At 72.7% G+C, this 25,322-nt stretch carries 22 protein-coding genes; 8 read left to right on the top strand and 14 right to left on the bottom strand.

All coding sequences use genetic code 11. The features are described 5' to 3' along the window. Positions 1–51 precede the first annotated feature (51 nt). The gene (locus tag ACYU7L_RS14380; RefSeq protein ID WP_460797819.1) at positions 52–993 is read left to right on the top strand and encodes an alpha/beta fold hydrolase; all 942 of its coding nucleotides are present in this window, start codon (positions 52–54) and stop codon (positions 991–993) included. Next, positions 990–2,156, top strand: coding sequence for a PQQ-dependent sugar dehydrogenase (locus tag ACYU7L_RS14375; RefSeq protein WP_460797817.1), 1,167 nt, complete (start codon positions 990–992; stop codon positions 2,154–2,156). The genes ACYU7L_RS14380 and ACYU7L_RS14375 overlap by 4 nt, the downstream gene beginning before the upstream one ends. On the opposite strand, the gene ACYU7L_RS14370 is transcribed toward ACYU7L_RS14375, so the two are convergent. The 10 genes from ACYU7L_RS14370 to ACYU7L_RS14325 form a co-directional block, all read right to left on the bottom strand. Further along, positions 2,153–2,995 carry an ECF transporter S component gene (locus ACYU7L_RS14370; RefSeq protein WP_460797813.1) on the bottom strand — a complete coding sequence of 281 codons (843 nt, stop codon included), beginning with the start codon at positions 2,993–2,995 and terminating at the stop codon, positions 2,153–2,155. The genes ACYU7L_RS14375 and ACYU7L_RS14370 overlap by 4 nt on opposite strands. Continuing rightward, positions 2,992–4,596, bottom strand: a complete 1,605-nt coding sequence (locus tag ACYU7L_RS14365; protein WP_460797811.1) for an ABC transporter ATP-binding protein — start codon at positions 4,594–4,596, stop codon at positions 2,992–2,994. The genes ACYU7L_RS14370 and ACYU7L_RS14365 overlap by 4 nt, the downstream gene beginning before the upstream one ends. Next, a complete protein-coding gene (locus ACYU7L_RS14360) occupies positions 4,593–5,819 on the bottom strand; it encodes an energy-coupling factor transporter transmembrane component T (RefSeq protein ID WP_460797809.1) in 1,227 nt (408 codons plus the stop codon). The genes ACYU7L_RS14365 and ACYU7L_RS14360 overlap by 4 nt, the downstream gene beginning before the upstream one ends. Then, positions 5,816–6,733 carry a hypothetical protein gene (locus tag ACYU7L_RS14355; protein WP_460797807.1) on the bottom strand — a complete coding sequence of 306 codons (918 nt, stop codon included), beginning with the start codon at positions 6,731–6,733 and terminating at the stop codon, positions 5,816–5,818. The genes ACYU7L_RS14360 and ACYU7L_RS14355 overlap by 4 nt, the downstream gene beginning before the upstream one ends. Positions 6,734–6,736: 3 nt before the next feature. Beyond that, on the bottom strand, positions 6,737–8,407 hold the full coding sequence (locus ACYU7L_RS14350) for a prenyltransferase/squalene oxidase repeat-containing protein (RefSeq protein ID WP_460797805.1): 1,671 nt from the start codon (positions 8,405–8,407) through the stop codon (positions 6,737–6,739). A 240-nt stretch (positions 8,408–8,647) separates the two neighbouring features. Further along, positions 8,648–9,862 carry a prenyltransferase/squalene oxidase repeat-containing protein gene (locus tag ACYU7L_RS14345; RefSeq protein ID WP_460797803.1) on the bottom strand — a complete coding sequence of 405 codons (1,215 nt, stop codon included), beginning with the start codon at positions 9,860–9,862 and terminating at the stop codon, positions 8,648–8,650. A gap of 94 nt (positions 9,863–9,956) precedes the next feature. Then, positions 9,957–11,465 carry an Asp-tRNA(Asn)/Glu-tRNA(Gln) amidotransferase subunit GatB gene (gene gatB / locus ACYU7L_RS14340; RefSeq protein WP_460797801.1) on the bottom strand — a complete coding sequence of 503 codons (1,509 nt, stop codon included), beginning with the start codon at positions 11,463–11,465 and terminating at the stop codon, positions 9,957–9,959. Then, a complete protein-coding gene (gene gatA, locus ACYU7L_RS14335) occupies positions 11,462–12,985 on the bottom strand; it encodes an Asp-tRNA(Asn)/Glu-tRNA(Gln) amidotransferase subunit GatA (protein WP_460797799.1) in 1,524 nt (507 codons plus the stop codon). The genes gatB and gatA overlap by 4 nt, the downstream gene beginning before the upstream one ends. Continuing rightward, positions 12,985–13,284: an Asp-tRNA(Asn)/Glu-tRNA(Gln) amidotransferase subunit GatC gene (gene gatC, locus ACYU7L_RS14330; protein WP_460797795.1), complete on the bottom strand. Its 300-nt coding sequence runs from the start codon at positions 13,282–13,284 to the stop codon at positions 12,985–12,987. Before gatC ends, gatA begins: the two co-directional genes overlap by 1 nt. A 22-nt stretch (positions 13,285–13,306) precedes the next feature. After that, positions 13,307–13,510, bottom strand: a complete 204-nt coding sequence (locus ACYU7L_RS14325; RefSeq protein ID WP_460797793.1) for a YgaP family membrane protein — start codon at positions 13,508–13,510, stop codon at positions 13,307–13,309. Between the two features lie 72 nt (positions 13,511–13,582). Here ACYU7L_RS14325 and ACYU7L_RS14320 point away from each other — a divergent pair, with 72 nt between their 5' ends. From ACYU7L_RS14320 to ACYU7L_RS14310, 3 genes are all read left to right on the top strand, one after another. Next, on the top strand, positions 13,583–13,942 hold the full coding sequence (locus tag ACYU7L_RS14320) for an ArsR/SmtB family transcription factor (RefSeq protein WP_460797791.1): 360 nt from the start codon (positions 13,583–13,585) through the stop codon (positions 13,940–13,942). 187 nt (positions 13,943–14,129) lie between these two features. Continuing rightward, positions 14,130–15,491 (top strand): PP2C family protein-serine/threonine phosphatase, encoded by a 1,362-nt coding sequence (locus ACYU7L_RS14315; protein WP_460797787.1) that lies wholly within the window; start codon positions 14,130–14,132, stop codon positions 15,489–15,491. After that, positions 15,488–16,519, top strand: a complete 1,032-nt coding sequence (locus ACYU7L_RS14310) for a cobalamin B12-binding domain-containing protein (RefSeq protein ID WP_460797785.1) — start codon at positions 15,488–15,490, stop codon at positions 16,517–16,519. The genes ACYU7L_RS14315 and ACYU7L_RS14310 overlap by 4 nt, the downstream gene beginning before the upstream one ends. 39 nt (positions 16,520–16,558) lie before the next feature. Here ACYU7L_RS14310 and ligA read toward each other — a convergent pair whose 3' ends face one another. Continuing rightward, the gene (ligA, locus tag ACYU7L_RS14305; RefSeq protein WP_460797783.1) at positions 16,559–18,709 is read right to left on the bottom strand and encodes an NAD-dependent DNA ligase LigA; all 2,151 of its coding nucleotides are present in this window, start codon (positions 18,707–18,709) and stop codon (positions 16,559–16,561) included. Between the two features lie 104 nt (positions 18,710–18,813). Here ligA and ACYU7L_RS14300 point away from each other — a divergent pair, with 104 nt between their 5' ends. Then, positions 18,814–19,467 (top strand): alpha/beta hydrolase, encoded by a 654-nt coding sequence (locus ACYU7L_RS14300; RefSeq protein WP_460797781.1) that lies wholly within the window; start codon positions 18,814–18,816, stop codon positions 19,465–19,467. A gap of 23 nt (positions 19,468–19,490) precedes the next feature. Here ACYU7L_RS14300 and ACYU7L_RS14295 read toward each other — a convergent pair whose 3' ends face one another. The 3 genes from ACYU7L_RS14295 to ACYU7L_RS14285 form a co-directional block, all read right to left on the bottom strand. After that, the gene (locus tag ACYU7L_RS14295; protein WP_460797779.1) at positions 19,491–20,489 is read right to left on the bottom strand and encodes an LLM class flavin-dependent oxidoreductase; all 999 of its coding nucleotides are present in this window, start codon (positions 20,487–20,489) and stop codon (positions 19,491–19,493) included. Positions 20,490–20,792: 303 nt separating this feature from the next. Next, positions 20,793–22,277 carry an HNH endonuclease signature motif containing protein gene (locus tag ACYU7L_RS14290; protein WP_460797777.1) on the bottom strand — a complete coding sequence of 495 codons (1,485 nt, stop codon included), beginning with the start codon at positions 22,275–22,277 and terminating at the stop codon, positions 20,793–20,795. Between the two features lie 204 nt (positions 22,278–22,481). Next, the gene (locus tag ACYU7L_RS14285) at positions 22,482–22,817 is read right to left on the bottom strand and encodes a hypothetical protein (protein WP_460797775.1); all 336 of its coding nucleotides are present in this window, start codon (positions 22,815–22,817) and stop codon (positions 22,482–22,484) included. Positions 22,818–22,986: 169 nt separating this feature from the next. Here ACYU7L_RS14285 and ACYU7L_RS14280 point away from each other — a divergent pair, with 169 nt between their 5' ends. Both ACYU7L_RS14280 and ACYU7L_RS14275 read left to right on the top strand, forming a co-directional pair. Further along, the gene (locus ACYU7L_RS14280; protein ID WP_460797774.1) at positions 22,987–23,646 is read left to right on the top strand and encodes a TetR-like C-terminal domain-containing protein; all 660 of its coding nucleotides are present in this window, start codon (positions 22,987–22,989) and stop codon (positions 23,644–23,646) included. Continuing rightward, complete coding sequence (locus ACYU7L_RS14275; protein ID WP_460797771.1) at positions 23,643–25,241, top strand: MFS transporter; 1,599 nt, start codon at positions 23,643–23,645, stop codon at positions 25,239–25,241. Before ACYU7L_RS14280 ends, ACYU7L_RS14275 begins: the two co-directional genes overlap by 4 nt. Positions 25,242–25,322: the final 81 nt, after the last annotated feature.

Raw genomic sequence — 25,322 nt, 5'->3', positions numbered from 1 at the left:
TCCCGCCGAGATCCGACCACCGGCGTGGCGCCGTGAGGCACAATCGCCGCTGTGAGCGCACTCCGCAGTCCTGGGCCGGGCATCCCTGATCCGGCGACCGACCACGCCCCCACCGTGCACGTGTACGACGTGGAGAGCGGCGACGGGACCGTGCTGCAGGCGTGGACCAACGACCCGGACGGGCTCATCGACGGGCCCACCGTGGTGCTCTGCAACGGTCTGGGGACCAACTTCTGGGCCTGGCCAGCGCTGCTCGACCCCGCGTGCGGTGTCCGGGTCGTGTCCTGGTTCCACCGCGGTACCGGCGGCTCCGAGCGCCCCCTCGAGGCGCACCGGGTGGGCGTCGAGCACCTCGTCGAGGACGCGCTCGCGGTGATGGACCACGCCGGCATCGAGCGGGCCCCGCTGATGGGGTGGTCGATCGGCGTCAACACGATGTTCGAGCTGGCGACCCGCCACCCCGACCGGGCCGCCGGCCTCTTCGCCGTCGCCGGTGTGCCGGGCGAGACGTTCGCGACGATGCTGCGCCCGCTGCACCTGCCCCGCCCGGTGCGTCAGGCGGTGGCGGTCTCCGTGGCCCGGGTGCTGCGCTACGGCGGTCCCGCGCTGAGCCCGATCGCCCGGCGCCTGCCGATCGGGCCGCGCGCCATCGCCGCGCTCTCCCACAGCGGCTTCATGCTGCCGGTGGCAGATCCGGAGGTCACGGCGCGCGCCGTCAAGGAGTTCCTCACGACGCCGCTGGACTGGTACGGCCACCTCGCGCTGCACACCCACAAGCACGACCGGGTCTCCCTGAGCCAGGTGCAGGTCCCGGTCTTCCTGGTCGCCGGACGCTACGACCTGATGGCCGGAGCCCCGGACATGCTCAGCGCCGCCGAGCGGCTCGACGACGCGACGTACGTCGAGCTGGCGGGCAGCCACTTCCTCCAGCTCGAGCAGCCGGAGGTCGTGCACGAGCTGCTGGTGGAGTTCCTGGGCAGGCTCGAGCCGTGACCCGCCGACCCCTGGCCCGCCTACCCCTGGCCCGCCGACGCACAGCCGTCACGCTGGCGGCCCTCCTGCTCGCCGGGGCGCTCGCGGCATGCGGCGAGGACGAGCAGGACCCGGGGTCGCCGACGGTCACGGCCGGCTCCACCCCCGGCGTGGAGTCCTCCCCCTCCGAGCCGGAGACGAGCGAGTCGAGCCCGGGCGGCGGCAGTCCCACCGTCGTCGAGACGGTGGTGACGGGTCTGGCCGTCCCGTGGGGCGTGGACTTCCTGCCCGACGGCGCCGCGATCGTCACCGAGCGCGACTCCCGACGGGTGCTCGTCGTACGGCAGGGGCGGGCGCGCGAGATCGGCGTGATGGAGGCGGCGGCGCCGCAGGGCGAGGCCGGTCTGCTGGGGGTGGCGGTGTCGCCGGACTTCGCGCAGGACCAGACGCTGTTCTTCTACCTGACGACCGCTGACGACAACCGCGTGGTGCGTGCGAGCTTCGACGGTCGGCGGCTCGGCGAGCCCGAGGTCGTCCTCGACGGGATCCCCGCCGGCTTCATCCACGACGGGGGACGCCTGGAGTTCGGGCCGGACGGGCACCTCTACGTCTCCACCGGGGAGATCGGCGAGCGCTCGCTGGCCCAGGACCCCGACTCGCTGGGCGGCAAGATCCTGCGGATCACCACCGACGGCGACCCGGCGCCCGGCAACCCCGTCCCCGACTCCCCCGTCTGGTCCCTGGGGCACCGCAACGTCCAGGGCCTCGCCTTCGACGACGACGGCGACCTGTGGGCCTCCGAGTTCGGCGACTCGAGCTTCGACGAGCTCAACCTGATCGAGGCGGGCAACAACTACGGCTGGCCGGAGGTCGAGGGACGCGGCGAGCGCGGCGGGCTGACCGACCCCCAGGTGGTGTGGTCGACCGGAGAGGCGTCTCCGTCGGGGCTGGCCCACCTCGACGGCAAGCTCTACCTCGCGGCGCTGATGGGCGAGCGGCTGTGGCGCGTCGACGTCGCGAACGGGCGCGCATCGGCACCGAAGGACTTCTTCGTCGGCGAGTACGGCCGGCTGCGCACCGTGGTCGTCGCCCCCGACGGCAACCTGTGGGTCACCACGTCCAACCGCGACGGGCGCGGCGACCCGGCCGCCCAGGACGACCGGATCCTGCTGGTCCGTCCCTAGCTCACGGCAGGCTCGACGGCCGGGACGCGGTGCACGACGACCCGGCGCGACGCTCGCCGCAGCGTGGTGAGGATCGCCGGGCCCAGGATCACGAGGGCCAGGGCGGTGGTGATGGCTCGGCCGGTGTCGAAGCTGCTGGTCGAGGTGAGCAGGGTGTAGACCCCGAACCGCTCGAGGTTCTCGAGCAGCGGGGCGCCGGCGACGTAGGACAGCTCGCCCTCGTGTCCCGGGACCGCGATCCCCAGGACGTAGGGCCAGCCCTGCAGGTTGAGCAACAGGCCATAGACGTAAGCCGCCACCACGCCGTACGCCGCGAGCAGCGCGATCTCGGCGCGGCCGGTCAGCGTGCGCCTGCCCAGCCGTCCGGGCAGCAGCCCGGCACCCATCCCCACCCAGCCGGCGACGAGCATCTGGAACGGCAGCCACGGGCCGACGCCGGCGGTGACCAGCGCGGAGGCGAACAGCGACGTGCACCCGAGCACGAACCCGAAGCCCGGCCCGAAGACCCGCCCGGCCAGGATCAGCAGGAAGAAGACCAGCTCGACCCCCGCCGTACCGGCGCTGATGCCGCGCAGCACGGCGTTGACGGCCGTCAGCACCCCGAGCACCGCCAGCACCCGGGCGTCCATGCCGCCCTCGCTGAACTCCGCGAGCACCACCGCCAGGACGACCGGCAGCAGCAGCAGGAACAGGAACGGCGGGTCGACGCGCTGCTCCTCGGTGACCTGCACCAGCAGCGGCCAGACCATCATCATCAGCCCGGCCACCGACGCGACGGCGAGGACGGCCGCGGAGCGCAGCCCCAGCGGGACGGCGCTCGGAGTGGACGACGGGGTCATCCCACCGCCTCCAGGCAGGCGGCCACCTGGTCGACCGAGAACCACGGTGGGCCGAGGATCTTGGTGACCTGCGGCGCGAACGACGGGGACTCCGCCATCACCCGACGCACCGGCCCCGACGAGACGACCTCCCCCTCGGCGAGGACGACGACGTCGTCGGCGACCTGCGCGACGAACTCGACGTCGTGGGTCGCGACGAGCACGGCGCGGCCGTCGGCGGCCAGGTCGGTGAGGATGCGGGTGAGGACCCGCTTGGCTGCATAGTCGAGGCCGCGGGTGGGCTCGTCGAGGAGGAGTACGGCGGGGCGCGCGGTGAGCACGATCGCGAGCACCAGCGCGAGCCGCTGTCCCTCGGAGAGGTCGCGCGGGTGGGACGCGTCGGGGATGCCGGGGACCAGCCGCGTCAGCAGGGCCCGGCAGGTGCCCGGATCAGCGTCGGCGGACTCGTCGGCGGCGGAGCACTCCTCGGCAACCGTCTCGAGGTAGAGCAGGTCCGCAGCGGTCTGCGGCACCAGACCGACCCGCTCGCGGCGGGCCGCGGCGCCCAGGGTGGCGGGGTCGGCGTCGAGGACGCTGACGGTCCCCGCGCGCCGGCGACCCGAGCCCTGCAGCGCCCAGATCAGCGACGACTTGCCCGACCCGTTGCGCCCCATCAGCGCGGTCACCCGGCCGCTGTCGAGGTCCAGGTCGACGCCGCGCACGGCCACGCACGCGCCGTGGGCGACCGTGACGCCGTGGGCGCTGAGCACGGTGCTCCGCCCGCCGTCGACGGGAGTGACCGGCGGCGGGTCGGTGAGCCGGCCGCGCAGGTCGCGGGCGAGGCGACGCGCGTCGCGGACGCTGAGCGGCAGCGGCTCCCAGTGGGCCAGGCGACCCAGCTCGACGATCGGGGGTACGACGGGCGAGGTGCGCAGCAGGTCCGCGGGCTCGCCGACCTCGACCCGTCCGGCTCCGGTGAAGAGCGCCATCCGGTCGGCGAAGGGGACCACGCGCTCGAGGCGGTGCTCAGCCAGCAGCACGGTCAGCCCCAGGTCCTGCACCAGCCGGGTGAGGATCGCGAGCACGTCCTCGGCCGCGGTCGGGTCGAGGGCCGACGTGGGCTCGTCGAGGACCAGCACACGTGGGTGCATGGTGAGGACCGAGCCGATCGCGACCCGTTGCTGCTGGCCGCCCGAGAGGGTGCGCAGGTCGCGGTCGCGCAGCTCGGCGATGCCGAGCAGGTCGAGGGTCTCCTCGACCCGGCGGCGCATGGTCTCCGGGGGCAGCCCGAGCTGCTCCATCCCGTAGGCGAGCTCCTCCTCCACGGTGTCGGTGACGAACCCGGAGGCGGGGTCCTGCCCGACGTAGCCGATGGCGTGCGCCCGCTCGCGCGGGGGGAGGTCGATGATGCTGGCCCCGTCGAGCAGCACGTCGCCGCTCAGGACTCCCCCGCTGAAGCGGGGCACCAGCCCGGTCACGACCCCGAGCAGCGTCGACTTGCCCACGCCCGTGCGTCCCGAGACGAGCATCAGCTCGCCCTCCTCGAGGGTGAGGTCGACGGCGTCCAGCACCAGCGGCGCGGCCGCGTCGTAGCGGAAGGTGATCCCACGCAGCTCGATCATGCGGCCGGCTCCTTGCTGTGACGACGGGTGGTGGCTCGGGCGCCGGAGCCTTCCGGGCGGGAGTCAAGGGGTGCGGGGGGAGGTGACGACGGAGGGATGGGAGTTGTCGTGGCGGCTCCACCGGCGCTGCGGGCGCCGGCGGCGAGGCGAGGCGGCGGCGTCGCCACCGCCGGGACCAGCGCGGCCAGCAGTCCGACGAGCGCCACCACGCTCAGCACCGGCCAGGAGGTCACGCCCGGGTGCGCGGCGAGCACGTCGTAGCGTCCGACCCACCACAGTGCCACGCCTGCCGCGGCCCCCGAGGCGACCGTGACGAGCTCGGCGGTGTGCCACCCGTCGGGGCGGTAGCGACTGCGCTCCACCCGACGGCCGGCGCTGACCAGCCCCAGCACCGCGGACCCGACGCCGAGCGCCAGCATCGGCAGCGCCAGCCAGCGGGGGGCGGTCTGGTCGAGCACCGCGTAGGTGCCGACGCAGACGCCGCCCAGCCCCAGGAGCATCAGGGCGCCGGTCCCGGCGCGGCGACGGCGCGTCAGGGCACCGCTGCGCCCGTAGCCCCGCGTGTCCATCCCCGCCGCCAGGCTCAGCGACCGCTCGAGCGCGTCCTCGAGGATGGGCACCAGGAGCCGGCGCACGCTGCGGATCCGGCCCTTCGGCCCCCCGCGCAGCTGCTGGGCCGCGCGGACCCGCCGCACGCTGTCGGCCAGCTGCGGGAGCACGCTGACGGCGACGACGAGCGAGGTACCGATCTCGTAGAGCGCGGGCGGCACCGACTTCAGCAGCCGCTTGGGGTTCGCCAGCGCGTTGGCCGCCCCGAGGCTGATCACGATCGCGGCGAGCCGCATCCCGTCGTACAGGCCGAAGAGGAGGGACTCGCGGGTCACCGGCCCCAGCAGCCGGATCCCCAGCACCCAGCCGGGCAGCGGGATCTCGGGCAGGGTGAAGAGCACCGTCTGCCCGTCGCTGCCACCGAGCAGGATCCGGAACAGCACCCGCAGGACCACGATGACCAGGCCGATCAGCAGGTAGAGCTTGAACGCCCGCGCCCAGGGCTGGTCGGAGCGCCGCGCCGCGACGACCACCACCGCGACCCCGACGACGAGCGTCAGGGCCAGCGGGTTGGTCGTGCACGACGCGGCGACGGCCAGACCGATCGCCCACAGCCACCACGAGACCGGGTGGAGGTCACGTGGCAGCCGGGTGGCGCGGGCGGGAGTGGTCACGGCAGGGAGGCCCCCCGCCGCCGGCGTACGACGGTCGCCACCGCGGCCGCGACGACCAGCAGGACCAGCACCAGCGCGGTCACCCAGCCGGGCACGCCGCTCTGGTCGTCAGCGGGATCAGCTGCCTCCGGTGTCGCCGACGCCGGGTCGGTCGCGTCCGTCGACTCCGCAACGGCCGTGGGTGTCGCCGAGGGGGACGCCGACGGATCGGCGCCCTCGCCCTTGCCCTTGCCGGGCCGGTCCTCGCCCTTGGCCGGGGCGTTCGAGGCCGCAGATGACGGATCGTCCGACGGCTCGGCGCCTGGGGCGCTGGAGGTCCCGGCTGGGCTCCCGGGGTTCGAGGTTCCCCGGTCCGCCGCGCCGCCCTTGCCGCCGCCGGAGGCGCTGCCGTCCCCGCTCCCACTGCTCGTGGCGGGCGCGGAGGGCGCCGCGGTGCGCGGGCTCGGCGTGGTCCCGGGCGGGCTCTTGGCCTGGCTGCCCTGCCAGGCGAAGGCGACGTAGCCACCGTCAGGCACCTCGAGCGACCCGGCCCCGGCGGTCGCGTAGGACCAGGAGCCGCTCGTGCCGTCGGACCAGTACAGCGCCCAGTAGGCGTCGGCCGGAGGGGTGTTCACACAGGGGTCCGCCGACGGAGCGCCCTTGACCCGGCACACGAAGCTCGGCTGGCGCTGGACGTAGTCCAGCGAGAACCCGGCAGCCGGGAAGATCGCACTCGCGGTCTTCCCACCCCCCGAGGACGCGCAGACCTGCTGGACCCCGCCGCCGAGCTCGTTGAAGTCGACGACCACGGTGACGCCCGACGTTCCCGAGCAGCCTGCGGCGGAGGCCGGGGCCGCCAGGAGCACGGGCGCCACGAGCCCACCCGCCGCGGCCAGGACTGCCACGGCGAGCGAGCGCAGGATTCGCGAGGCCACGACTCAGGCCACCTCGAACCGCACGGTGCCGGCCCGGTCGGCGAACTGGCCCCGGACCCGCACCTTGGCGGGACCGGGCTTGCCGCGGACCACGAAGCGGGCGACGAAGGCGCCGGCGCCCGTCGCCCGGCCGGCCGCGACCTTCGTCCCGCGCACGCGGACCGTGACCTTCTCTCCGGCGGCGAGGCCACGCACCCGGACGACCTGCTTCTTGCCACGGGCGACGCTGGCGCGCCGTACGCTCGGGCGCAGCGCCTTGTCCCCCAGGACCGCCAGGCTCACCTGGGTGCTGCCGGTGGCCGTGGTGATCGTCCAGCGCTGGGTGCCGGTCCGCTCGGTGGGGGTCACGGAGACCTGCGCCGTGCCGTCCTGCGACGCCGACGCCGCGACGTGCGTGCGGCTGTCGCTGACGCAGAGCGCGCGCGCCGGGGGCAGCGCCGTCACGCTCAGCCGGACGGCGCTGCCCCCGCGGACGTAGCCGTTGCGCGCCGCGACCTGCGGCGCCTGGTCGACGTCCGGGCGCGACCACAGCAGCGACGGAAGCGCCTGGGCCGTGGCGCGCTGCCACTGGTCGGCAGTGGCGTCGCCGATGCCCTTGTCGATGCCCTGCCGCAGAGCGGCGGCGTCATAGGCCAACGCGCCACCCTGACCCGTCAGCCCGGTCACGCAGGGCGCGAGGTCCTCGGCCTGGTGCCGGCGGACCCAGCTCGCGGCGGACTCGGCGGCGTCGGTCTCCCCGGCGACGCCGAGCGCCCAGCCGGCGAGACCGGTGCTGTTGACGTTGGGCGCCTCCGTGGCGGTGCCGCCGCCGAAGCTTCCGTCGTCGCCCTGCTCCAGCCTCAGCCAGGCCACGGCCTCGTCGCGCGCGGCGGTGATCTCCGGCGTCGCGGGCATCGCGTCGAGGGCGAGGACGGTCATCGCGGTGACGTCGGTGTCCGGGGTGCTCTTGTCCGCGGGACCCGCGTCACAGCTCTGCTCGGTGGCGGTCTTCGAGTCGGTGAAGTAGAGGCGGAAGTAGCCCTCCCCGCACTGCTGGGCCAGCAGGTACGACGTGGCTGCCGCGGCCTCGTCCGACCCCGCCAGGGCGAGAGCCCGGGCCGCGAACCCCTGGCCGATGACGTTGGCGTAGTCGGCGCCGTACTCGTTCGTCGGGTCGACCCCGTCCTCGATCCGTCCGGCGATCGGAGCAGCGTCGGCGGTGCGCGTCTCGAGGCGCTCGATCAGGTCCACTCCGCCGAGCACCGCGTCATCACGTCCTGCGACCTGGGCCAGCACGGCGGCCTTGGCGGTGGCACCGGCGTAGACGTCCGTGGTGTCGTAGTCCGCACCGGTGGTGTAGGAGTCGATCGCACCGGCCACCGCGTCGGTGATCTCCTGGACCGTGGCGTCGTGCCCGCCCACCGCGTCGAGCGCCAGGGCGGTGTCGATGCTCAGCCCGTAGTCGACGAAGCCTTCGTACTGCCTGCTGTGGATCAGCCCGTCGGTCAGCTGGCCCACCAGCCAGCCGGCCCCCGCCTGCGCGGGCGCTTCGTCGTACCCGGGGCCCGGGTCGGCCACCGGGGCCGCCTGGGACGGGAGCATCGTGGCGGTGCCGATGGCACTCGTCGCCAGGGCTCCGGCGGCCAGCAGAGCCGAGAGGCGACGTCCGGCCGGACGTCGCGGAGAGTTCTTCATGGGGTGCCCTTTCCGCTGCAACAGCGGACAGCACCCGGCTGGGCACCACCCGCTGCGTTCCTCGACAGCGTGTGATCTCAGGACGCTCCGAAATGGGTGCTCCGGCTCGCCCCTCGGAAGGGACCTACGGTTGCGGGTCAGCGCCGGACTTGGACCGGCTTTCCCCAGTAACGGGCGTGATGAATTTGTGGCGCTGCGACCCGAACGGCCTCAGCAAACGCAATGTACCAGCGCTGGGCCTCAGCAGTCCTGCCAGCCCTGCGTCTCGTCGTCGCCGGCCCAGCGAAGGGCCGGCAGCGCTTGGACCGTCGAGCTGCGCCACTGGACGCGGGCCTTGTCCAGCGTCTTCGCGTCCCCCTCCTCGGCCGCGCTGAGCGCGGCGTCGTCGTAGGCCACCGCCCCCGCCTCACCGGCCAGCCCCGGCACGTCGCAGGCCTGATCGGTGATCTGCCGGGCCGCCAGCCAGTCGGCCGCCCGGCTCGCGGCGTCCTCCTCGCCCTGGCTGCCCAGCGCCCACCCGACGAGCCCGGTGCTGTTCGCGTTGGGGGCCTCCGTGGAGGTCCCCCCGCCGAAGCTGCCGTCCTCGAGCTGCTGGCCGAGGAGCCAGGAGACGGCGCTGTCGACGGCCGCCTCGACGTCCGGGTCGTCCTGCTGCGGGGCGAGTGAGAGCACCGCCAGCGCCGTCACGTCGGGGTCCGGGGCGCTCGCCTCGGCGTCGCCGTCGTCGCAGCCCTGCTCGGCGGCGTCGGGGGCGGTGAAATAGAGCCGGAAGAAGCCGGCCTCACACTGCTGCGAGAGCAGGTACGACGTAGCGGCGCCGGCCTCGTCGGACCCGGCGGCGGCGAGCGCGCGCGCGGCGTACGCCTGGCCGATCACGTTGGCGTAGTCGGTGCCCTTCGGGTCGGTGACCTCGTCACCGAGCCGGCCCGCCACGGGCGCCTCGTCGGCCACCCGCTGCTCGAGCCGGTCGATCAGGTCCACCTCGCCGAAGTCGGTCGCCTCGGCCCCGGCGACCTGCGCCAGGACCGCGGTCTTCGCGACGGCTCCCGCGTAGACGTCGGCCGAGCCGAAGGCGACCCCGGTCGTATAGCTCGCGACGTGCTTGGTCATCGTCTCGGCGATCTCCGCGAGGGACTCGTCGTAGGCCGGCAGCGGCTCGAGGGCGAGGGCGGTGTCGATGGTGAGCCCGTAGTCGGCGCCGTACTCGCCGACGAGCACGCCCTCCTCCCGCTGGTCCAGCAGCCAGTCTGCGGCTGCGTCGGCTCTCGGGGAGTCCGGCGCGGGGACCGACGGCGAGCCGCTGTCGGAAGCACCCTCCTTCGTCGCACCCGGGTCAGACGACTCGCCACCGCAGCCGGCGACGGCCAGCGTCAGCGCCAGGACGGGAGCCGCCAGCACCCCCGCCGTACGACGTGCGCGGGCGGAGCTGGAGACAGGAGCAGGACGCGACAGCATCAGAGGCCTTTCTGGGGCACGGAGAGAGCACGACGACCCGTCACTCCCTCCTCCGGACACGGCGTGTCTGGTCGAGGGAGTGACGGGTCGGCGGTCAGGACAGCTTTTCCACGATCAGCTCGCGGACGCGGCCGGCGTCGGCCTGGCCGCGCATCTCCTTCATCACGGCACCGATGAGCGCGCCGGCGGCGGCGACCTTGCCGTCGCGGATCTTCTGCGCGACGTCGGGGTTGGCGGCGATGGCGTTGTCGACGGCCGCACCGAGCGCGCCGTCGTCGGAGACGATCGCGAGCCCGCGGGCCGCGACGATCTCGTCCGGCGTGCCCTCGCCGGCGACCAGGCCCTCGAAGACCTGGCGCGCCAGCTTGTCGTTGATCTTGCCGTCGTCGACGAGCGTCTGGACCCGGGCCACGTCGGCCGGGCTGACGCCCAGCTCGGCGATGTCGGCACCGGAGTCGTTGGCGCGGCGGGCCAGGTCGGAGAGCCACCACTTGCGGGCGGCCTGCGGGGTGGCGCCGGCCGCGATCGTGGCCTCGACCAGCGCCAGCGCGCCGGCGCCGACGGTGTCGCGCATCTCCAGGTCGGTGAAGCCCCAGTCGGACTGCAGCCGCGCCCGACGCTCGCGCGGGGGCTCGGGCAGCGAGGCCCGCAGCTCCTCGACCCACTCGCGCGACGGCGCCACCGGCACCAGGTCGGGCTCGGGGAAGTAGCGGTAATCCTCGGCGTCGGACTTCTCGCGACCGCTGGTGGTCACGCCGGTGTCCTCGTGCCAGTGGCGGGTCTCCTGCAGGATCGAGCCCCCGCCGTCCAGGATCGCCGCGTGGCGCTGCATCTCGTAGCGCACCGCCCGCTCCACCGAGCGCAGCGAGTTGACGTTCTTGGTCTCGGTGCGGGTGCCGAGCTTGCCGTCGTCCTTGGGCGAGAGCGACAGGTTGACGTCGCAGCGCATCGAGCCCTGGTCCATCCGCGCGTCGGAGACGCCGAGGGCCAGGATCATCTCGCGCAGGTGCGCGACGTAGGCCTTGGCGATCAGCGGCGCCTTCTCGCGACTGCCCATGATCGGCTTGGTGACGATCTCGATCAGGGGGATGCCGGCGCGGTTGTAGTCGACCAGCGAGTAGTCGGCGCCGTGGATGCGACCGGTGGAGCCGCCGACGTGCAGCGTCTTGCCGGTGTCCTCCTCCATGTGGGCGCGCTCGATCTCGACGCGGAAGGTCTCGCCGTCGACCTCGACGTCGGTCCAGCCCTCGAACGCGATCGGCTCGTCGTACTGCGAGGTCTGGAAGTTCTTCGGCATGTCCGGGTAGAAGTAGTTCTTCCGCGCGAAGCGGCACCACTCGGCGATCTCGCAGTTGAGCGCGAGCCCGATCCGGATCGCGGACTCCACGGCCTTGCGGTTGACCACGGGCATCGCACCGGGCAGGCCCAGGCAGGTCGGGCAGACCTGCGTGTTGGGCTCGGCGCCGAACTCGGTGGGGCAGCCGCAGAACATCTTGGAGTTGGTGTTCAGCTCGACGTGGACCTCCAGGCCCATCGCCGGGTCGAACTTCTCGAGCGCCACCTCGAAGGAGAGCAGGGGCTCACCGGTCACGGACGTGGTCATCGGGCCGCTCCTTCCAGGGCAGGCGCCTGGGCGAGCAGCGGGCCGCCCCAGGTCTTCTCGAGCAGCGTCTCCAGAGCGGCACCGACCCGGTAGAGCCGGTCGTCGGCGAGCACCGGCGCCAGGATCTGGAAGCCGACCGGCAGGCCGTCCTCCTCGGCGAGCCCGGCGGGCACCGAGATGCCGGGGACGCCGGCGAGGTTGGCGGGGATCGTGGCGAGGTCGTTGAGGTACATCGCCAGCGGGTCGTCGAGCTTCTCGCCGAGCTTGAACGCCGTGGTGGGCGCGGTCGGCGAGACGAGCACGTCGACCTTCTCGAACGCCGCGTCGAAGTCGCGCTTGATCAGCGTGCGCACCTTCTGCGCCTGGCCGTAGTAGGCGTCGTAGTAGCCGCTCGACAGTGCGTAGGTGCCGAGGATGATCCGGCGCTTGACCTCGTCGCCGAAGCCGGCGTCGCGCGATGCGCGCATGACCTCCTCCGCGGACGGGGCGTCGACGCCCTCGGGCAGCACCCGCAAGCCGTAGCGCATCGCGTCGAACTTTGCGAGGTTGCTGGACGCTTCGCACGGCATGATCAGGTAGTAGGTCGCGAGCGCGTGCACGAAGCTCGGGCACGACACCTCGACGACCTCGGCGCCGGCCTCGACCAGCAGGTCGAGCGACTCCTGGAAGCGGCCACGCACACCGGACTGGTAGCCCTCGCCGCCGAGCTCGGTGATCACGCCGACCTTGACGCCGGTCATGTCGCCGCTCGCACCCTGGCGGGCGGCGTCGACGAGCGCGGGGAGCGGCTGGTCGACGCTGGTCGAGTCGAGCGGGTCGTGCCCGCCGATGACCTCGTGCAGCAGCGCCGCGTCGAGCACGGTGCGGGTGACGGGACCGACCTGGTCGAGCGAGTTGGCCATCGCGACCAGTCCGTAGCGGGAGATGCCGCCGTAGGTCGGCTTGACGCCGACGGTGCCGGTGACGGCACCGGGCTGACGGATCGAGCCTCCGGTGTCGGTGCCGAGGGCCAGCGGCGCCTCGAAGGCCGCCACGGCCGCAGCCGAGCCGCCGCCGGAGCCGCCCGGGATCCGGTCGAGGTCCCACGGGTTGCGCGTGGGGCCGTACGCCGAGTGCTCGGTCGACGATCCCATCGCGAACTCGTCCATGTTGGTCTTGCCGAGGATCGGCAGTCCGCCCGCCTTGAGGCGGGCGACGACCGTCGCGTCGTACGGCGGGATCCAGCCCTCGAGGATCTTCGAGCCGCAGGTCGTGGGCAGCCCAGTCGTGGTGAGGACGTCCTTGACGGCGATCGGCACGCCGTCGAGCGGGCTCGCGAGCGTGCCGGCGGCCCGGCGCTCGTCGGACGCCGCGGCCTGGGCGAGCGCGCCCTCGGCGTCGACGTGCAGGAAGGCGTGGACGGGGCCGTCGACCTCGGCGATGCGGTCGAGGTGGGCCTGGGTCAGCGCGACCGAGGTCGTCTCACCCGAGGCCAGCAGGTCGGCCAGCTCGGCGGCGCTCTTGCGGGTCAGGTCGCTCATCAGGCCTCCTCCCCCAGGATCCGAGGCACGCTGAAGCGCTGCTGCTCGGACTCCGGCGCACCGGCGAGCGCCTGCTCGGCGGTCAGGCCGGGCACCACGACGTCCTCGCGGAAGACGTTGGTCAGCGGCAGCGCGTGCGAGGTCGGGGGGACGTCGTCCCCGGCCGCGCCGTTGATCGAAGCGACCGACTCGAGGATCACGCTCAGCTGGGGCGCGAGATGGTCGAGCTCGGCGTCGGACAGGTCGATCCGGGCGAGGTTCGCCAGGTGCTCGACCTCGTCTCGGGTGATTTCAGGCATGGGGGGAATCCTAGGCCCCTGCTCAGCGGAAGGCGCAGCCGCTCTCGATGCCGAACCTGCGGAACACAGCCGCGGCCGGGCACAGGCCGGTGACACTCGCCTGCAGCAGGTTGAGCGCCACGAAGGTGGTGAGCAGCAGCCACCACGGCGAGACGAAGGCGGCCAGCAGGACGCTGAGCAGCGTCATCGTCCCGGCCATGGCGAGCACGGCGCGATCGAGGTTCACGAGGTTCTCCGGTTTCCTGGGCCCACGGGCGGGGCCACCGCATAGATATTAGCACTTGCTAATGTGTGTCCCATGACCACGACGGCTCGAGGACAGGAAGACGCAGCCGCCCTGCGTGAGCACAGCGGCCCGGCGGCGGCGCTGCTCAAGACGATCTCCAACGAGCGCCGCCTGGTGATCTGCTGTCTCCTGCTGGAGGCGGACCGCAGCGTGGGCGAGCTCGGCGAGGCCCTCGCCGACTCCCACAGCCCTCTGGCCCAGTCAGCCCTGTCGCAGCACCTCGCGCTGCTCCGGGACGCGGGCGTGGTCACGGCGCACCGCGAGGGCCAGCACGTCCGCTACGCATTGGCAGCCGGGCCGGCCGTGGGCATCATCGGCGCCCTGCACGCGGCGTACTGCCGGCCCCAGCCGAATGCCCAGCGGAGCACCTAGCCGCCCTGCCGCGGGGGCTGCACTCACGTGCGCGGACCCGACGGGGATTGAGTCCCGCCGCGTTGGGCACCGGCGACCCGGCGACGAGGCTTCCAGGAAAATCGGCACCTCATGCCTAGAATCTGTCGGAACCCATCGGCCGCCGGTCGAGGCCACGGGTCCCTCACGGGGCAGCAAGGGGGACGCGGTGCCAGCACCAGTCCGTGAACGACACGCTCGACTGCTCGCCCACTCCCGCGCCTCCGAGCCACGGGCCCGGCTGGCCCAGGCCTCGTCGCGCGCCGAGTTCCTGCTCCGCCTCTCGCGCACCGTCTCCGCCGTCCAGCACCCCGGACGAGCCTCCGAGGCGATGGTCTCCCTGCTGGTCGAGGAGATGGTCGACTTCGCTCAGGTGACCCTGTGGTCCGGCACCCGCCAGATCACCAGCGCCGCGGTGCAGGGCTCCCCGATCCGCTCGACCCAGGACTACCGCGCGGACCACGCGACGCCGGCCCTCGACGAGACGGCCCGCCAGGGCATCACCGAGCAGGTGATGCTCTCCACCCGCCAGCCCGCCCGCCGCGCGGTCATCGACTCCGTGGTCGCCGACGCCTCGGTGGCCGACGACCTCGACCGGATCGGGACCGAGATCCTGGTGCTGCTGCCGCTGACCTCTCGCGGGCGCACCTTCGGCGTACTGAGCCTCGGCCGGGCGCCCGGCTTCGCCTTCGACGAGGGCTCCCTGGGATTCCTCGACGACCTCGCCCAGCGGATCTCCGTGGTGCTCGACGCGACGTTGGTGGTCGCCGAGAGCCGCCACGTGGCCTCGGTGCTGCGCGAGTCGCTCACCCCGCCCCGGATCCCGGAGATCGCGGACCTCGACATCGCGACGTTCTATCGCGTCGCTCACGAGCACGAGGCCGTGGGCGGCGACTTCTTCGACGTGCACGGTCCCGTCGGCGACCAGACGGTCCTGCTCGGCGACGTCGCCGGCAAGGGCGTCGAGGCGGCCGTCGCGGCCAAGCGGATCCGCAACGCCGTCCGGACCGCCGCGCACGTCAACCGCTCCCCCGGCTGGATCCTGGGCCTCGTCAACCGCGTGCTGGTGTCCGAGGCGACGGAGTACTCCGAGACCCTGGCGACCGCCGTCTGCGCCCGGCTGCGCCCCTCCCCGTCCGACGGGCCCGCGGGCTCCGAGCGACTCACGGTCGATCTCGCCGGCGCCGGCCACCCGGCCGCTCTCGTGCTGCGCGCCGACGGCACGCTCGAGCAGGTCGCCTCACGAGGTCCGGCTCTGGGCCTGGACGAGGCGATGGTCTTCGAGGAGACCACGATCGAGCTCGCGCCCCACGACACGCTGGTGCTCCACACCGACGGCATCACCGAGGCCCGCGGCAGCATGGACATGTACGGCGAGCAGCGCCTGCACGATCTCCTGCGCCAGCTCGCCGGCGGCTCCTCCTCCGCGCTCGTGGAGGGCGTGGCGATGGCGGTGAGCACCCACATCCGCGACCACGAGCACGACGACATCGCGCTGATCGCGCTGCAGTTCCGTCCGGGTTGCCAGTGACCGACCTCGTCACCGGCGATCACGAGGACTACTGGGGCGCGGTCCAGGCCCGCGACGAGCGGCGCGCCTACGCCGTTGCCGCCGCCCTGCGCGACCGCGGCGTGACCGTCGCCGAGGTCCTGCAGCACGTCGTGATGGGCGCCCAGCGCCGGGTCGGGGACCACTGGGCGAGCAACGACTGGACCGTCGCCGACGAGCACGCTGCGACCGCCGTGAGCGAGTACGTCGTGCGGCGCCTCGGCGCCGACCTGCCCGCGCCCGCCCCCGGGGGCCCATGCGTGCTCGTCGGCTGCGTCGAGCGCGAGTGGCATGCGCTCCCGGCGCTGGTGGTCGCCGAGTCGCTGCGCTCCTGGGGTCAGGAGGTGACCTTCGTCGGGGCCGCTGCCTCCTCCGAGGGACTCGTCGGTCGGATCCTCGACAGCGGGCCACGCGCCGTGCTGCTCAGCGCCTCGCTCTCCAGCTCGCTGCCCCGGGTGCGCCGCCAGATCGAGGCGGTCCGCGGCACCGGGACGCCCGTCATCGTGGGCGGGCACGCCTTCGACGACGCAGGAGTGCGGGCCGGCCGGCTCGGCGCCACGGCGTACGCGGCCACCCCCGAGGCCGCCCTCGACCTGCTCGCCACGATACCCCACCACGTGACGGCCGCACCGGCCTACACGCACCCCGGCGCGATCGAGGCGCAGACCCTGCACGCCGAGGCGGACGTGCTCGTGCGTGACATCGTCAACGGCGCCGACCGCACGCTGGGCATCGTCGGAGCCCACGCCGAGGCCCTGGCCCCGGATGACTGGCGGGTGGTGCTGGCGACCTATGTGCCGCACGTCGTGGACTGCGTCGCCGGTGGTCTGCTGACCCAGGACCCGACCGTGCCTGACGACGCCCGGGGGTGGCTCGACGAGGTGATGCATCGGCGCGGAGCACCCGAGGGTGTCGTCGACGTGCTGTGGCGTCAGCTGGTGACCCGGCTGCGGGAGTATCCCCAGGCGGTGCGGCTCCTCGAGGAGTCTCGAGCGGCGCCGGAGCGCTGACGGACTGACCGGAGTCAGCGCACCGGTCGCGGGCAGGCTCTACGCGTCCCCAGCTTCGGACCCAGCTTCGGACCCACCTGCCTCCGCCCCCTCGGCCGGGGCCACGGCGCTCGGCCCGTCGGCCAGCAGCCTCTCGAAGCCCTCCTCGTCGAGGATCGGCACGCCGAGCTGCTCGGCCTTGTCGGCCTTGGACCCCGGCGAGTCGCCGATCACCACGAACGCGGTCTTCTTCGACACCGAGGAGGCGGCCTTGCCCCCGCGGGCGAGGATCGCCTCCTTGGCCTGGTCGCGGCTGAACCGCTCCAGTGACCCGGTCACCACGATGCTCATCCCCTCCAGCGTGCGCGGCACGGACTCGTCGCGCTCGTCGGCCATCGCGACGCCGGCGCGCTGCCACTTGTCGACGATGCCCGCGTGCCAGTCGACCTCGAACCACCGCACGACGGACTCGGCGATGGTCGGTCCGACCCCCTCGGCGGCCGCCAGCTTGTCGAGGTCGGCCTCGCGGATCGCGTCCATCGACCCGAACTCCTGCGCCAGGGCTCGCGCCGCCGTCGGTCCGACGTGACGGATCGACAGCGCGACCAGCACCCGCCACAACGGCACCTGCTTGGCCTTGTCGAGGTTGTCGAGCAAGCGACGCCCGTTGGCCGACAGCACCCGCCCCTCCCCCTCGGACTTCTTGGCGGCGCGCGTGAAGAGCTCGGTGCGCAGCAGCTTGTCCTCGTCGAGGTCGAACACGTCGCCCTCGTCGGTGATCACCTCCGCGTCGAGCAGAGCGGTGGCGGCCTCGTAGCCCAGCCCCTCGATGTCGAACGCACCCCGGCCGGCGACGTGGAAGGTCCGCTCCCGCACCTGCGCCGGACACTTCTGGTGGTTGGGGCAGCGCAGGTCCTTGTCACCCTCCTTCTGCTGGGCCAGCGGCGTCCCGCAGGCGGGGCACTCGGTGGGCATCACCCACTCCGCCAGCCCTTCGGGCCGCAGTGCCAGCACCGGACCGACGATCTCGGGGATCACGTCGCCCGCCTTGCGCAGGATGACGGTGTCGCCGGGTCGCACGTCCTTGCGCTTGACCTCGTGGCCGTTGTGCAGGGTGGCCATCTCGACCGTCGAGCCGGCCACGCGCGTCGGCTCCATCACGCCGTACGGCGTGACCCGGCCGGTGCGGCCGGTGTTGACCTCGATCGCCAGCAGCTTGGCGTTGACCTCCTCGGGCGGGTACTTGAACGCGATCGCCCACCGCGGCGCCCGACTGGTGGAGCCCAGCCGGCGCTGCAGCCGCACGTCGTCGACCTTGACCACGACGCCGTCGATCTCGTGCTCCACCTCGTGCCGGTGCTCGCCGTAGTGCTCGACGAACTCCCGCACGCTCTCGAGATCGGGCAGCACGCGCACCCGCTCGGACACCGGCAGGCCCCACGCCGCCAGCGCGTCGTACGCCGTCGACTGGGAGGTGGGCTCGAAGCCCTTCCTGGCACCGATGCCGTGGCAGACCATCCCGAGGGCACGGGTGGCGGTGACGCGCGGGTCCTTCTGCCGCAGTGAGCCGGCGGCCGCGTTGCGCGGGTTGGCGAAGACCGGCTTGCCGGCCTCGGTCATCGCCACGTTGAGCCGCTCGAAGGCCTCGACGGGGAGGAACACCTCCCCGCGCACCTCGACCTGCTCCGGCACCGGGAACTCGTCGGTGCCGGTGAGGCGGTGCGGGATGGAGTCGATGGTCTTGACGTTGGGTGTCACGTCCTCACCCGTGCGCCCGTCGCCACGCGTGAGGGCGCGGACCAGTCGCCCCTTCTCGTAGAGCAGGTTGATCGCGAGCCCGTCGACCTTGAGCTCGCACAGCAGCGCCGGCGACTCGACGCCGTCGCGGGCCAGGCGGGCGTGCCACTCGGCGAGCTCCTCCAGGGAGAAGGCGTTGTCGAGGCTCTCCATCCGCTGCAGGTGGTCGACGGGGGTGAACTCCGTCGACACCGCCCCCCCGACCTTCTGGGTGGGCGAGTCGGGTGTGCGCAGCTCCGGGAACTGCTCCTCGAGCTCCTCGAGCTCGCGCATCCTGCGGTCGAAGTCGGCGTCCGAGAGCGTGGGCGAGTCGAGGACGTAGTAGCGCCAGCGCGCCTCCTCCACCTCCTCGCTGAGCTCCTTGTGCCGGTCGCGCGCTTGGTCGGAAGCCTCCGACACCCCGGATGAAGTCATGGGGACATCTTGCCGTGCGGCACCGACACCGCCACGCCCTCCCCGGTCGCAGTTCGCCCTCGGCCGCCTGCTCCCGCTCAGGGGCGCTCGGGCATCCTGTCCTCGTGCTCCGTCCCTCCTCGCCGTCGGCCTCGGGCCGGCCCCAGCCGTCCCCCGCCTTGCGCCGCGCCGACGTGTCCGGCACCCCGCGCGGCGTGGTGCTGATGCTGCACGGCGGCCTCCAGCACTCCGACCTCCCGGTCGACCTGCGCAGCGCCTCGTTCCTGCGCACGGCTGCCATGCATCGCGTCATCGCCGGCCGCGTCCGCGCCGCCGGCGTCAGCGCCTGGCTGCTGCGCCACCGGGTGCGCGGCTGGAACGACGGCGACCCCGTGCCGGACGCCCGCTGGGCGCTGGAGGAGGTACGACGCGCGCACGGCGCCGTGCCCGTCGTACTGCTCGGGCACTCGATGGGCGGCCGCACCGCCGTCCACGTCGCGGACGACGCGTCGGTGGTCGGCGTCGTCGGGCTCGCGCCCTGGTGGGCGCCTGGGGAGACGGTGCGGACCCTGGCGGGACGGCACCTGGTCGGGGCGCACGGGACGGCCGACGAGATCACCTCGCCGATCGCGACGCGCGCCTACGTGGAGCGGGCCCTCAGCGTGGCGGCGTCGGCTGCGTTCCAGGACATGGGGCCGGTCGGTCACTACCTGCTGAAGGGCGTGCGAGCCTGGAACGACGTCGCCGTCAGCCGCTCGCTGGCGCTCCTGACCGACTGACCTGGCGTCGCCGGAGCTCGCGCTCAGCCTGACTTCTGCGCCCGGACCGCCGGCAGCACCGTCTCGCAGACCAGGCGCAGGCTGGCCCACGACGGCTCGGCCGGCATCCCGCCGCACAGGGGGTGGCTGGTGACCAGGCGGACCTCTCGGCTGCGGCACCGCTCGACCAGGTCGTCGGGATGCAGGACGGCATAGACCTCACCGGCGCGCAGCTGCTCGATCGACGTGGAGGCGTCGCGCACGAAGGACGACATCGATTCGCCGTGCCAGCTGTCGTAGGCGCGCGCGTCGGCCAGCAGGTGGCTCCCCCACCGCTCCCAGAACTCGTCGGGATCGGCACTGCAGAACACCGTCGCCGGGCCAGCAGGCGGCAGCACCACCATCCCGGGCTCCTGGCCGAGGGCGACGCACTCGTCGCGGTAGAGCTGCGCCAGCTCGCGGTCCGCCACCTGCGGCGCGAAGCCGAGGCCCAGGCGCGCCGCCCGTCGCGCAGCCGGGGCGGAACCACCGCCGTAGAACAGGAAGGGGTGCGGTCGTGAGTAGGGCATGGGAGTCACGCGTACGGTCCGCCCCTCGTGCTCGAACGGCTCCCCCGACCAGGCGCGCAGCATCACCTCGATCGCGGCCTCGATGTCGTGACCCCGGCTCTTCCAGGGGCGCTCGAACATCTCGTACTCCTCGCGCCGGTAGCCGAGCCCCAGGGTCAGGCTCACGCGCCCGGAGCTGATGTGGTCCAGCACTGCGATGTCCTCGGCCAGCCGGAGCGGATCGCTGAGGTTGGCCAGCAGCGCGGAGATGCTGATCGGGATCCGCTCGGTCCGGCCCGCGACTGCGGCCGCCGCAACCAGCGGCGAGGGCAGATAGCCGTCGTCGGTCGCGTGGTGCTCGGACAGCGTGATCGCGTCGAGGCCGTTCCCGTCGACGTACGCCGCCTGGTCGAGGGCGCGTGCGTAGTGCTCACGCCGCTCGTCGGGTGTCGCCCCCGGCGCACGGAAGTCGTAGCGGACGACGAAGGCGGTCATGCCCGACAGCCAAGCAGAGCGCCTCGGCTCCGTGTGCGGCCGTGAGCACTGAGTGGACAGGTGTCTAGGCAGCGGGGTCCCGCTCTCGCGAGCAGGGCGCGCCACTCCGCCTCGTTGATCGAGCAGGTTGCGCCCGTCGCCTTCGGTGGTCGAGCAGGTTGCGCCCGTCGCCTTCGGTGGTCGAGCAGGTTGCGCCCGTCGCCTTCGGTGGTCGAGCAGGTTGCGCAGCAACCGACGTCGAGACCCGTTGATCGAGCAGGGCGCGCAGCGCCCGACATCGAGATCCCCAGTGCTCACCGGGTGCTATTCGCGGCGTGGTCGGTGCCGAACCCAGTCAGGTGGCTGGGCCGGTGGTCGGTCGGGGTCTCGGTGTCGCCGTCGTGGGGGTGGCTGGAACTCGGGCAGCCCGTCGCTGGGGTTGAGCCGTACTTCCCAGGGCGTGTGGTGGATGGTGCGGTGGTGGTGCCCGCACAGCAGCACCATGTTGTCCAACGATGTAGGGCCGCCCTCGACCCAGTGGGTGATGTGGTGGGCGTGGCACATCACCGGCGGCCGGGTGCAGGCAGGGAACGCACAGTGCCGGTCGCGGACGACGAGAGCCCGCCACAACGCCGGGGTGACCAAGCGGTGGACCCGGCCGACATCAAGCCGCTCACTGCCGCCACTCAACGGGTGAGGCAGCGCGACCGGGGTGATATCCGCGTCGCAGGCCAGACGCCGTGCTGTGGCCGCGGAGATCGTGAGTCCTTCGTCGGTGACCCCCAGCCCGGCAGCCAGGTCCGCGGCAAGGCCGGTGTGATCGAGTCCGAGCAGCGGCCAGTCGATCCCACCCTCCAGGGTGGTGGGCGCAGTCCGGTCGAGGTGGCCGGTGAGCGCGGTGTAGTCGATGGTGACCGTGACCCGGGGCCGGGCGCCGTGGCACTCGGGGGCCTGGTCGGTGTCCAGGCCGTGCTGGGCGTTCTGAATCAACGCATCCCACAAGCGTGCGCCGTGGTCGCGGGGATCGATCACCTCACCACTACAACCGCCATCACCGGTGCCGTTCTCCTCACCAGAGTCGACGGCCGGTTGCGGCTTGGTGAGTGGCAGGAGCGCTGCCTTGAGGATGGCGGCGTCCTCCACCGACCCCCGGCCTTTCACGCGGACACCGCCGGCGCCGTCATCGACGATGGACAGGAACCGGTCGAGGTGGGCGGCGCGTTCCTCGCGATCGAGGGCCTTCTCGAGGTCGCGTTCGGTGCGCTCGGGGTCGATGACGTGGATGAGGTGGCGGGCTGCTTTGGCGAGCTCGGAGGCATCCAACACCCCAGCCTCGGCCAACAACAGAGCCTCGGCCTCGGCACGGAGCTGCGGGTTGGTGGGCAGTTGTTCGATGGCCTCCACGATCACCGCTGCCTGCTCGGGCGACACGTCCCCACGACGTAGCGCTTCGAGGGTGGCGCGGCGCTCACCGCGCAACAGGCCGGCGTGGTCGACCGCCCGTTTGCCTTGGGCGCGGCGGAGGCCGGCGAGGTGGGTGAACCAGTCGCCGGTTGAGGCCCACGCCAGTTCGGTCTTCGCCGCGGCGCGTGCATGGACCTCGGCCAACAACTCGGCCTCGAGGGCAGCCACGTGGGCGCGCAGCGCCTCCAACGCGGCGACGCCTTCGAGGAGGTCATCGCACGGGCGGGTCGCCCACAGCACGGAGTCCAGCCCGGTCAGGGCACGGTCGGCCAGACCGACCATCCCGACCGCGCCACCGATGGCACCGGAGTCGGTGTCGTCGGGGCCGTTCGGGGTCGTCGCCATGCAGATCACTCAAACAGGTGCCACCGACAATGCACCCCGGTTTGACCTGCTCTGGGCTCGAATAGTGGACAACATTCGAAACTTTTTCTGGCGGCCCATCAACTGTCCACAGGGTCGGGTCTCGACGTCGGTTGCTGCGCAACCTGCTCGACCAACGAGGGTGGCGCGCCCTGCTCGAGCAGCGAGGGACGCGGGTCTGGGTCGTCAGCGCCGGCGCTTGGCGAGCTCGAGGCGTTGAGCCGGATCGAGGCCCTCCAGCACGAAGCGCTCGGCCAGGGCTGCCACGCCTGCGCTCAGCACGAGGTCATGGCACGTGGCGCACAGGTCCCACCGGGCCGCTGAGGCGAGGGGCGCGCCCGCCGGAGTCTGGGCCGCGTGTCGCCACGGGGCCGGGGCTCCCCCGCACACGCCGCAGCGGTCGTCACCTGGCTCACCCTGCCCCGCAACATCACGTGCGGCAGCGACCTCGGCCGGCTCGCCCTCGACGACCTCATAACCGCCGAAGAACCGCACTCCGTCGCCCTTGGGGTCCGACGTCATCGCCTCTCTCCTTGCGACCCGCCGACACTGGCACCCACCCCGACAGAAAATCAGATGACGGGGAATGGATCCCACCTGGACAATGTTGCGGACAGAACGAAACAGTTTCGTTTCATGTGGCGTTCACGCATCGCCGCTCCGCTCCTCCGCCTCCACCCGAAGGACCCCCGTGCCGATCAGCCCCGACCTCCCCGAGGACACCACCGTCGCTCGCCCGCGCGTCGAGGGCGATCGCGAGGTCGAGATCCTGCGCGCCGCGCTCGCCGTACTCTCCGACGTCGGTTACGACCGGCTGACGATGGACGCGGTGGCCACGGCGGCGAAGGCCTCGAAGGCGACGCTCTACCGTCGCTGGGACGACAAGGCGAGCCTCGTGATCGACGCCGTCCTGCAGGTGAAGTCGGCTCCGCACACACCCGACACCGGGAGCCTGCGCGGCGACCTGCTCGAGGCCTTCTGCGGTCTCGGGGGCCTGATGGGTCCGGAGTCCAATGCCGCCTTCGCCGGGCTCATCACCGCCCTGCACCGCGATCCGGCACTCGCCGAGCAGTTCCGCGAGCGCGTGGTCGCCCCCAAGCTCGACACCGCCCGTGAGATCTACTCGCGCGCGGCGGCTCGGGGCGAGGTCCGCGAGGACCTCGACCTCGACCTGCTCGGTCCCGCCCTCGCGGGCATCCTCATCCACCGCCTGATCGTGCTCGGGGAGCAGCCCACGCCCGAGCGCGTTGCGCGCGTCATCGACCAGATCATCCTCCCGGCCGCCCGTCCGGACGCCCCACCGGCCACCCTCCCGGCAGACCGGCCCCACTCCTCCAAGGAACTCTCATGACCGACACCGCCTCCACCACCAAGGTGGCCCGAGCACCGGGTGAGCACTCGCACCTCGGGTGGGCCTTGGTGATCATCTCGATCGCTCAGCTGATGGTGGTCCTCGACTCCACCATCGCCAACATCGCCCTCCCCTACATCCAGGCCGACCTCGACTTCAGCGACAGCGGACTGACCTGGATCGTCACCGGCTACGCCCTCGCCTTCGGCGGCCTGCTCCTGCTGGGTGGCCGCCTCGGCGATCTCTACGGGCGCCGCAAGGTGTTCATGATCGGCCTGCTCGTCTTCGCCGTCGCCTCCCTCCTCGGCGGTGTCGCGTGGAACCAGGAGTCGCTGCTCGCGGCCCGTGGGCTCCAGGGCCTCGGCGCGGCACTCGCCTCGCCCGCGGCCCTCGCGCTGATCACCACGACGTTCCCGGCCGGCCCCCAGCGCAACCGCGCCTTCGCGATCTATGCCGCGATGTCCGGCGCCGGCGCCGCGGTCGGCCTGATCCTCGGTGGCTGGCTCACCGGGTCCGGCATGGAGTTCCTCGGCACCGACATCCAGGGCTGGCGACTGACCTTCCTCATCAACGTGCCCATCGGCGTCGTCGCCGCCATCGCGTCCGTCAGGGTGCTCGCCGAGTCCGAGTCGCACCCCGGCGAGCTCGATGTCCCCGGCGCACTCACCGGCACGCTCGGTCTGCTCGGGGTCGTCTACGGCCTCTCGCGCGCCGCTGAGGAGGGCTGGACCGACACCGTCACGCTCGTCAGCCTGATCGCCGGCGTCGCGCTGCTCGCCCTCTTCGCCCTGATCGAGTCGCGCGCGGAGCACCCGCTGCTGCCCTTCCGCATCTTCGCCAACCGCACCCGGGCGGCGAGCTTCGTCGCGATGATGCTGATGCCGGCCGCCATGTTCGCGATGTTCTTCTACCTCTCGCAGTACGTCCAGAACGTCATGGACTACTCACCGCTGCGGACCGGCTTCTCGTTCCTGCCGTTCTCGGTCGGCATCGTGCTCGCTGCTGGTATCTCCTCGAACCTGATCAACCGGGTCAACCCCCGCTACCTCGCGGGGGTCGGCACGCTGCTCTCCGCCAGTGCGCTGCTGGGCTTCTCGCGGCTCCCCTACGACACGGCCTTCCCGGTCAGCGACGTGAGCGGCAGCTATGCGACCGACATCCTGCCGTTCATCGTGCTGATGTCGCTGGGCATGGGCCTCACGTTCGTGCCGCTCACCCTGACGGCCGTGCACCACGTGCGCGCGGCCGACTCCGGCATCGGCTCGGGCGTGCTCAACACGATGCAGCAGGTCGGTGGCGCCCTGGGTCTCGCGACCCTGGCCACCGTCGCCACCCAGGTCTGGACCTCCACGGGCGACAAGCTGGCGAAGGCGTCGGAGGCGGCGATGGCGGCCGGCGGCCCCGCTCCGACCGAGAGGCAGATCGCGGCGATGCAGGAGATCGCCCAGCAGCAGGTCTTCACCGACGGCGCCACCACGGCGTTCCTCGTCGGCGCGGGCATGACCCTGCTGGCCTCGCTGGTGGTCTGGCTCTTCCTCGACGTCAAGCACCAGGAGCTGGCGACCGACGGCCCCGAGGGCGTCCACGTCGGCTGAGCTCCACTTCGACCAGCGCACACGTCGTACGACGCGCGAGGGCCACCCCGGTCACCGGGGCGGCCCTCGTCGCGCACCAGC

Source organism: Nocardioides pacificus (assembly GCF_054775955.1).
This window is presented reverse-complemented; position numbering and strand designations above follow the sequence as displayed.

Excerpts from the sequence above, each read along its gene's own strand:
- ACYU7L_RS14350 (WP_460797805.1), bottom strand. The coding sequence starts at position 8,407 with ATGAAGAACTCTCCGCGACGTCCGGCCGGACGTCGCCTCTCGGCTCTG.
- ACYU7L_RS14290 (WP_460797777.1), bottom strand. The coding sequence starts at position 22,277 with ATGGCGACGACCCCGAACGGCCCCGACGACACCGACTCCGGTGCCATC.
- gatA (WP_460797799.1), bottom strand. The coding sequence starts at position 12,985 with ATGAGCGACCTGACCCGCAAGAGCGCCGCCGAGCTGGCCGACCTGCTG.
- ACYU7L_RS14370 (WP_460797813.1), bottom strand. The coding sequence starts at position 2,995 with ATGACCCCGTCGTCCACTCCGAGCGCCGTCCCGCTGGGGCTGCGCTCC.
- ACYU7L_RS14285 (WP_460797775.1), bottom strand. The coding sequence starts at position 22,817 with ATGACGTCGGACCCCAAGGGCGACGGAGTGCGGTTCTTCGGCGGTTAT.
- ACYU7L_RS14320 (WP_460797791.1), top strand. The coding sequence starts at position 13,583 with ATGACCACGACGGCTCGAGGACAGGAAGACGCAGCCGCCCTGCGTGAG.
- ACYU7L_RS14365 (WP_460797811.1), bottom strand. The coding sequence starts at position 4,596 with ATGATCGAGCTGCGTGGGATCACCTTCCGCTACGACGCGGCCGCGCCG.
- ACYU7L_RS14275 (WP_460797771.1), top strand. The coding sequence starts at position 23,643 with ATGACCGACACCGCCTCCACCACCAAGGTGGCCCGAGCACCGGGTGAG.
- gatB (WP_460797801.1), bottom strand. The coding sequence starts at position 11,465 with ATGACCACGTCCGTGACCGGTGAGCCCCTGCTCTCCTTCGAGGTGGCG.
- ACYU7L_RS14345 (WP_460797803.1), bottom strand. The coding sequence starts at position 9,862 with ATGCTGTCGCGTCCTGCTCCTGTCTCCAGCTCCGCCCGCGCACGTCGT.
- gatC (WP_460797795.1), bottom strand. The coding sequence starts at position 13,284 with ATGCCTGAAATCACCCGAGACGAGGTCGAGCACCTGGCGAACCTCGCC.
- ACYU7L_RS14295 (WP_460797779.1), bottom strand. The coding sequence starts at position 20,489 with ATGACCGCCTTCGTCGTCCGCTACGACTTCCGTGCGCCGGGGGCGACA.
- ligA (WP_460797783.1), bottom strand. The coding sequence starts at position 18,709 with ATGACTTCATCCGGGGTGTCGGAGGCTTCCGACCAAGCGCGCGACCGG.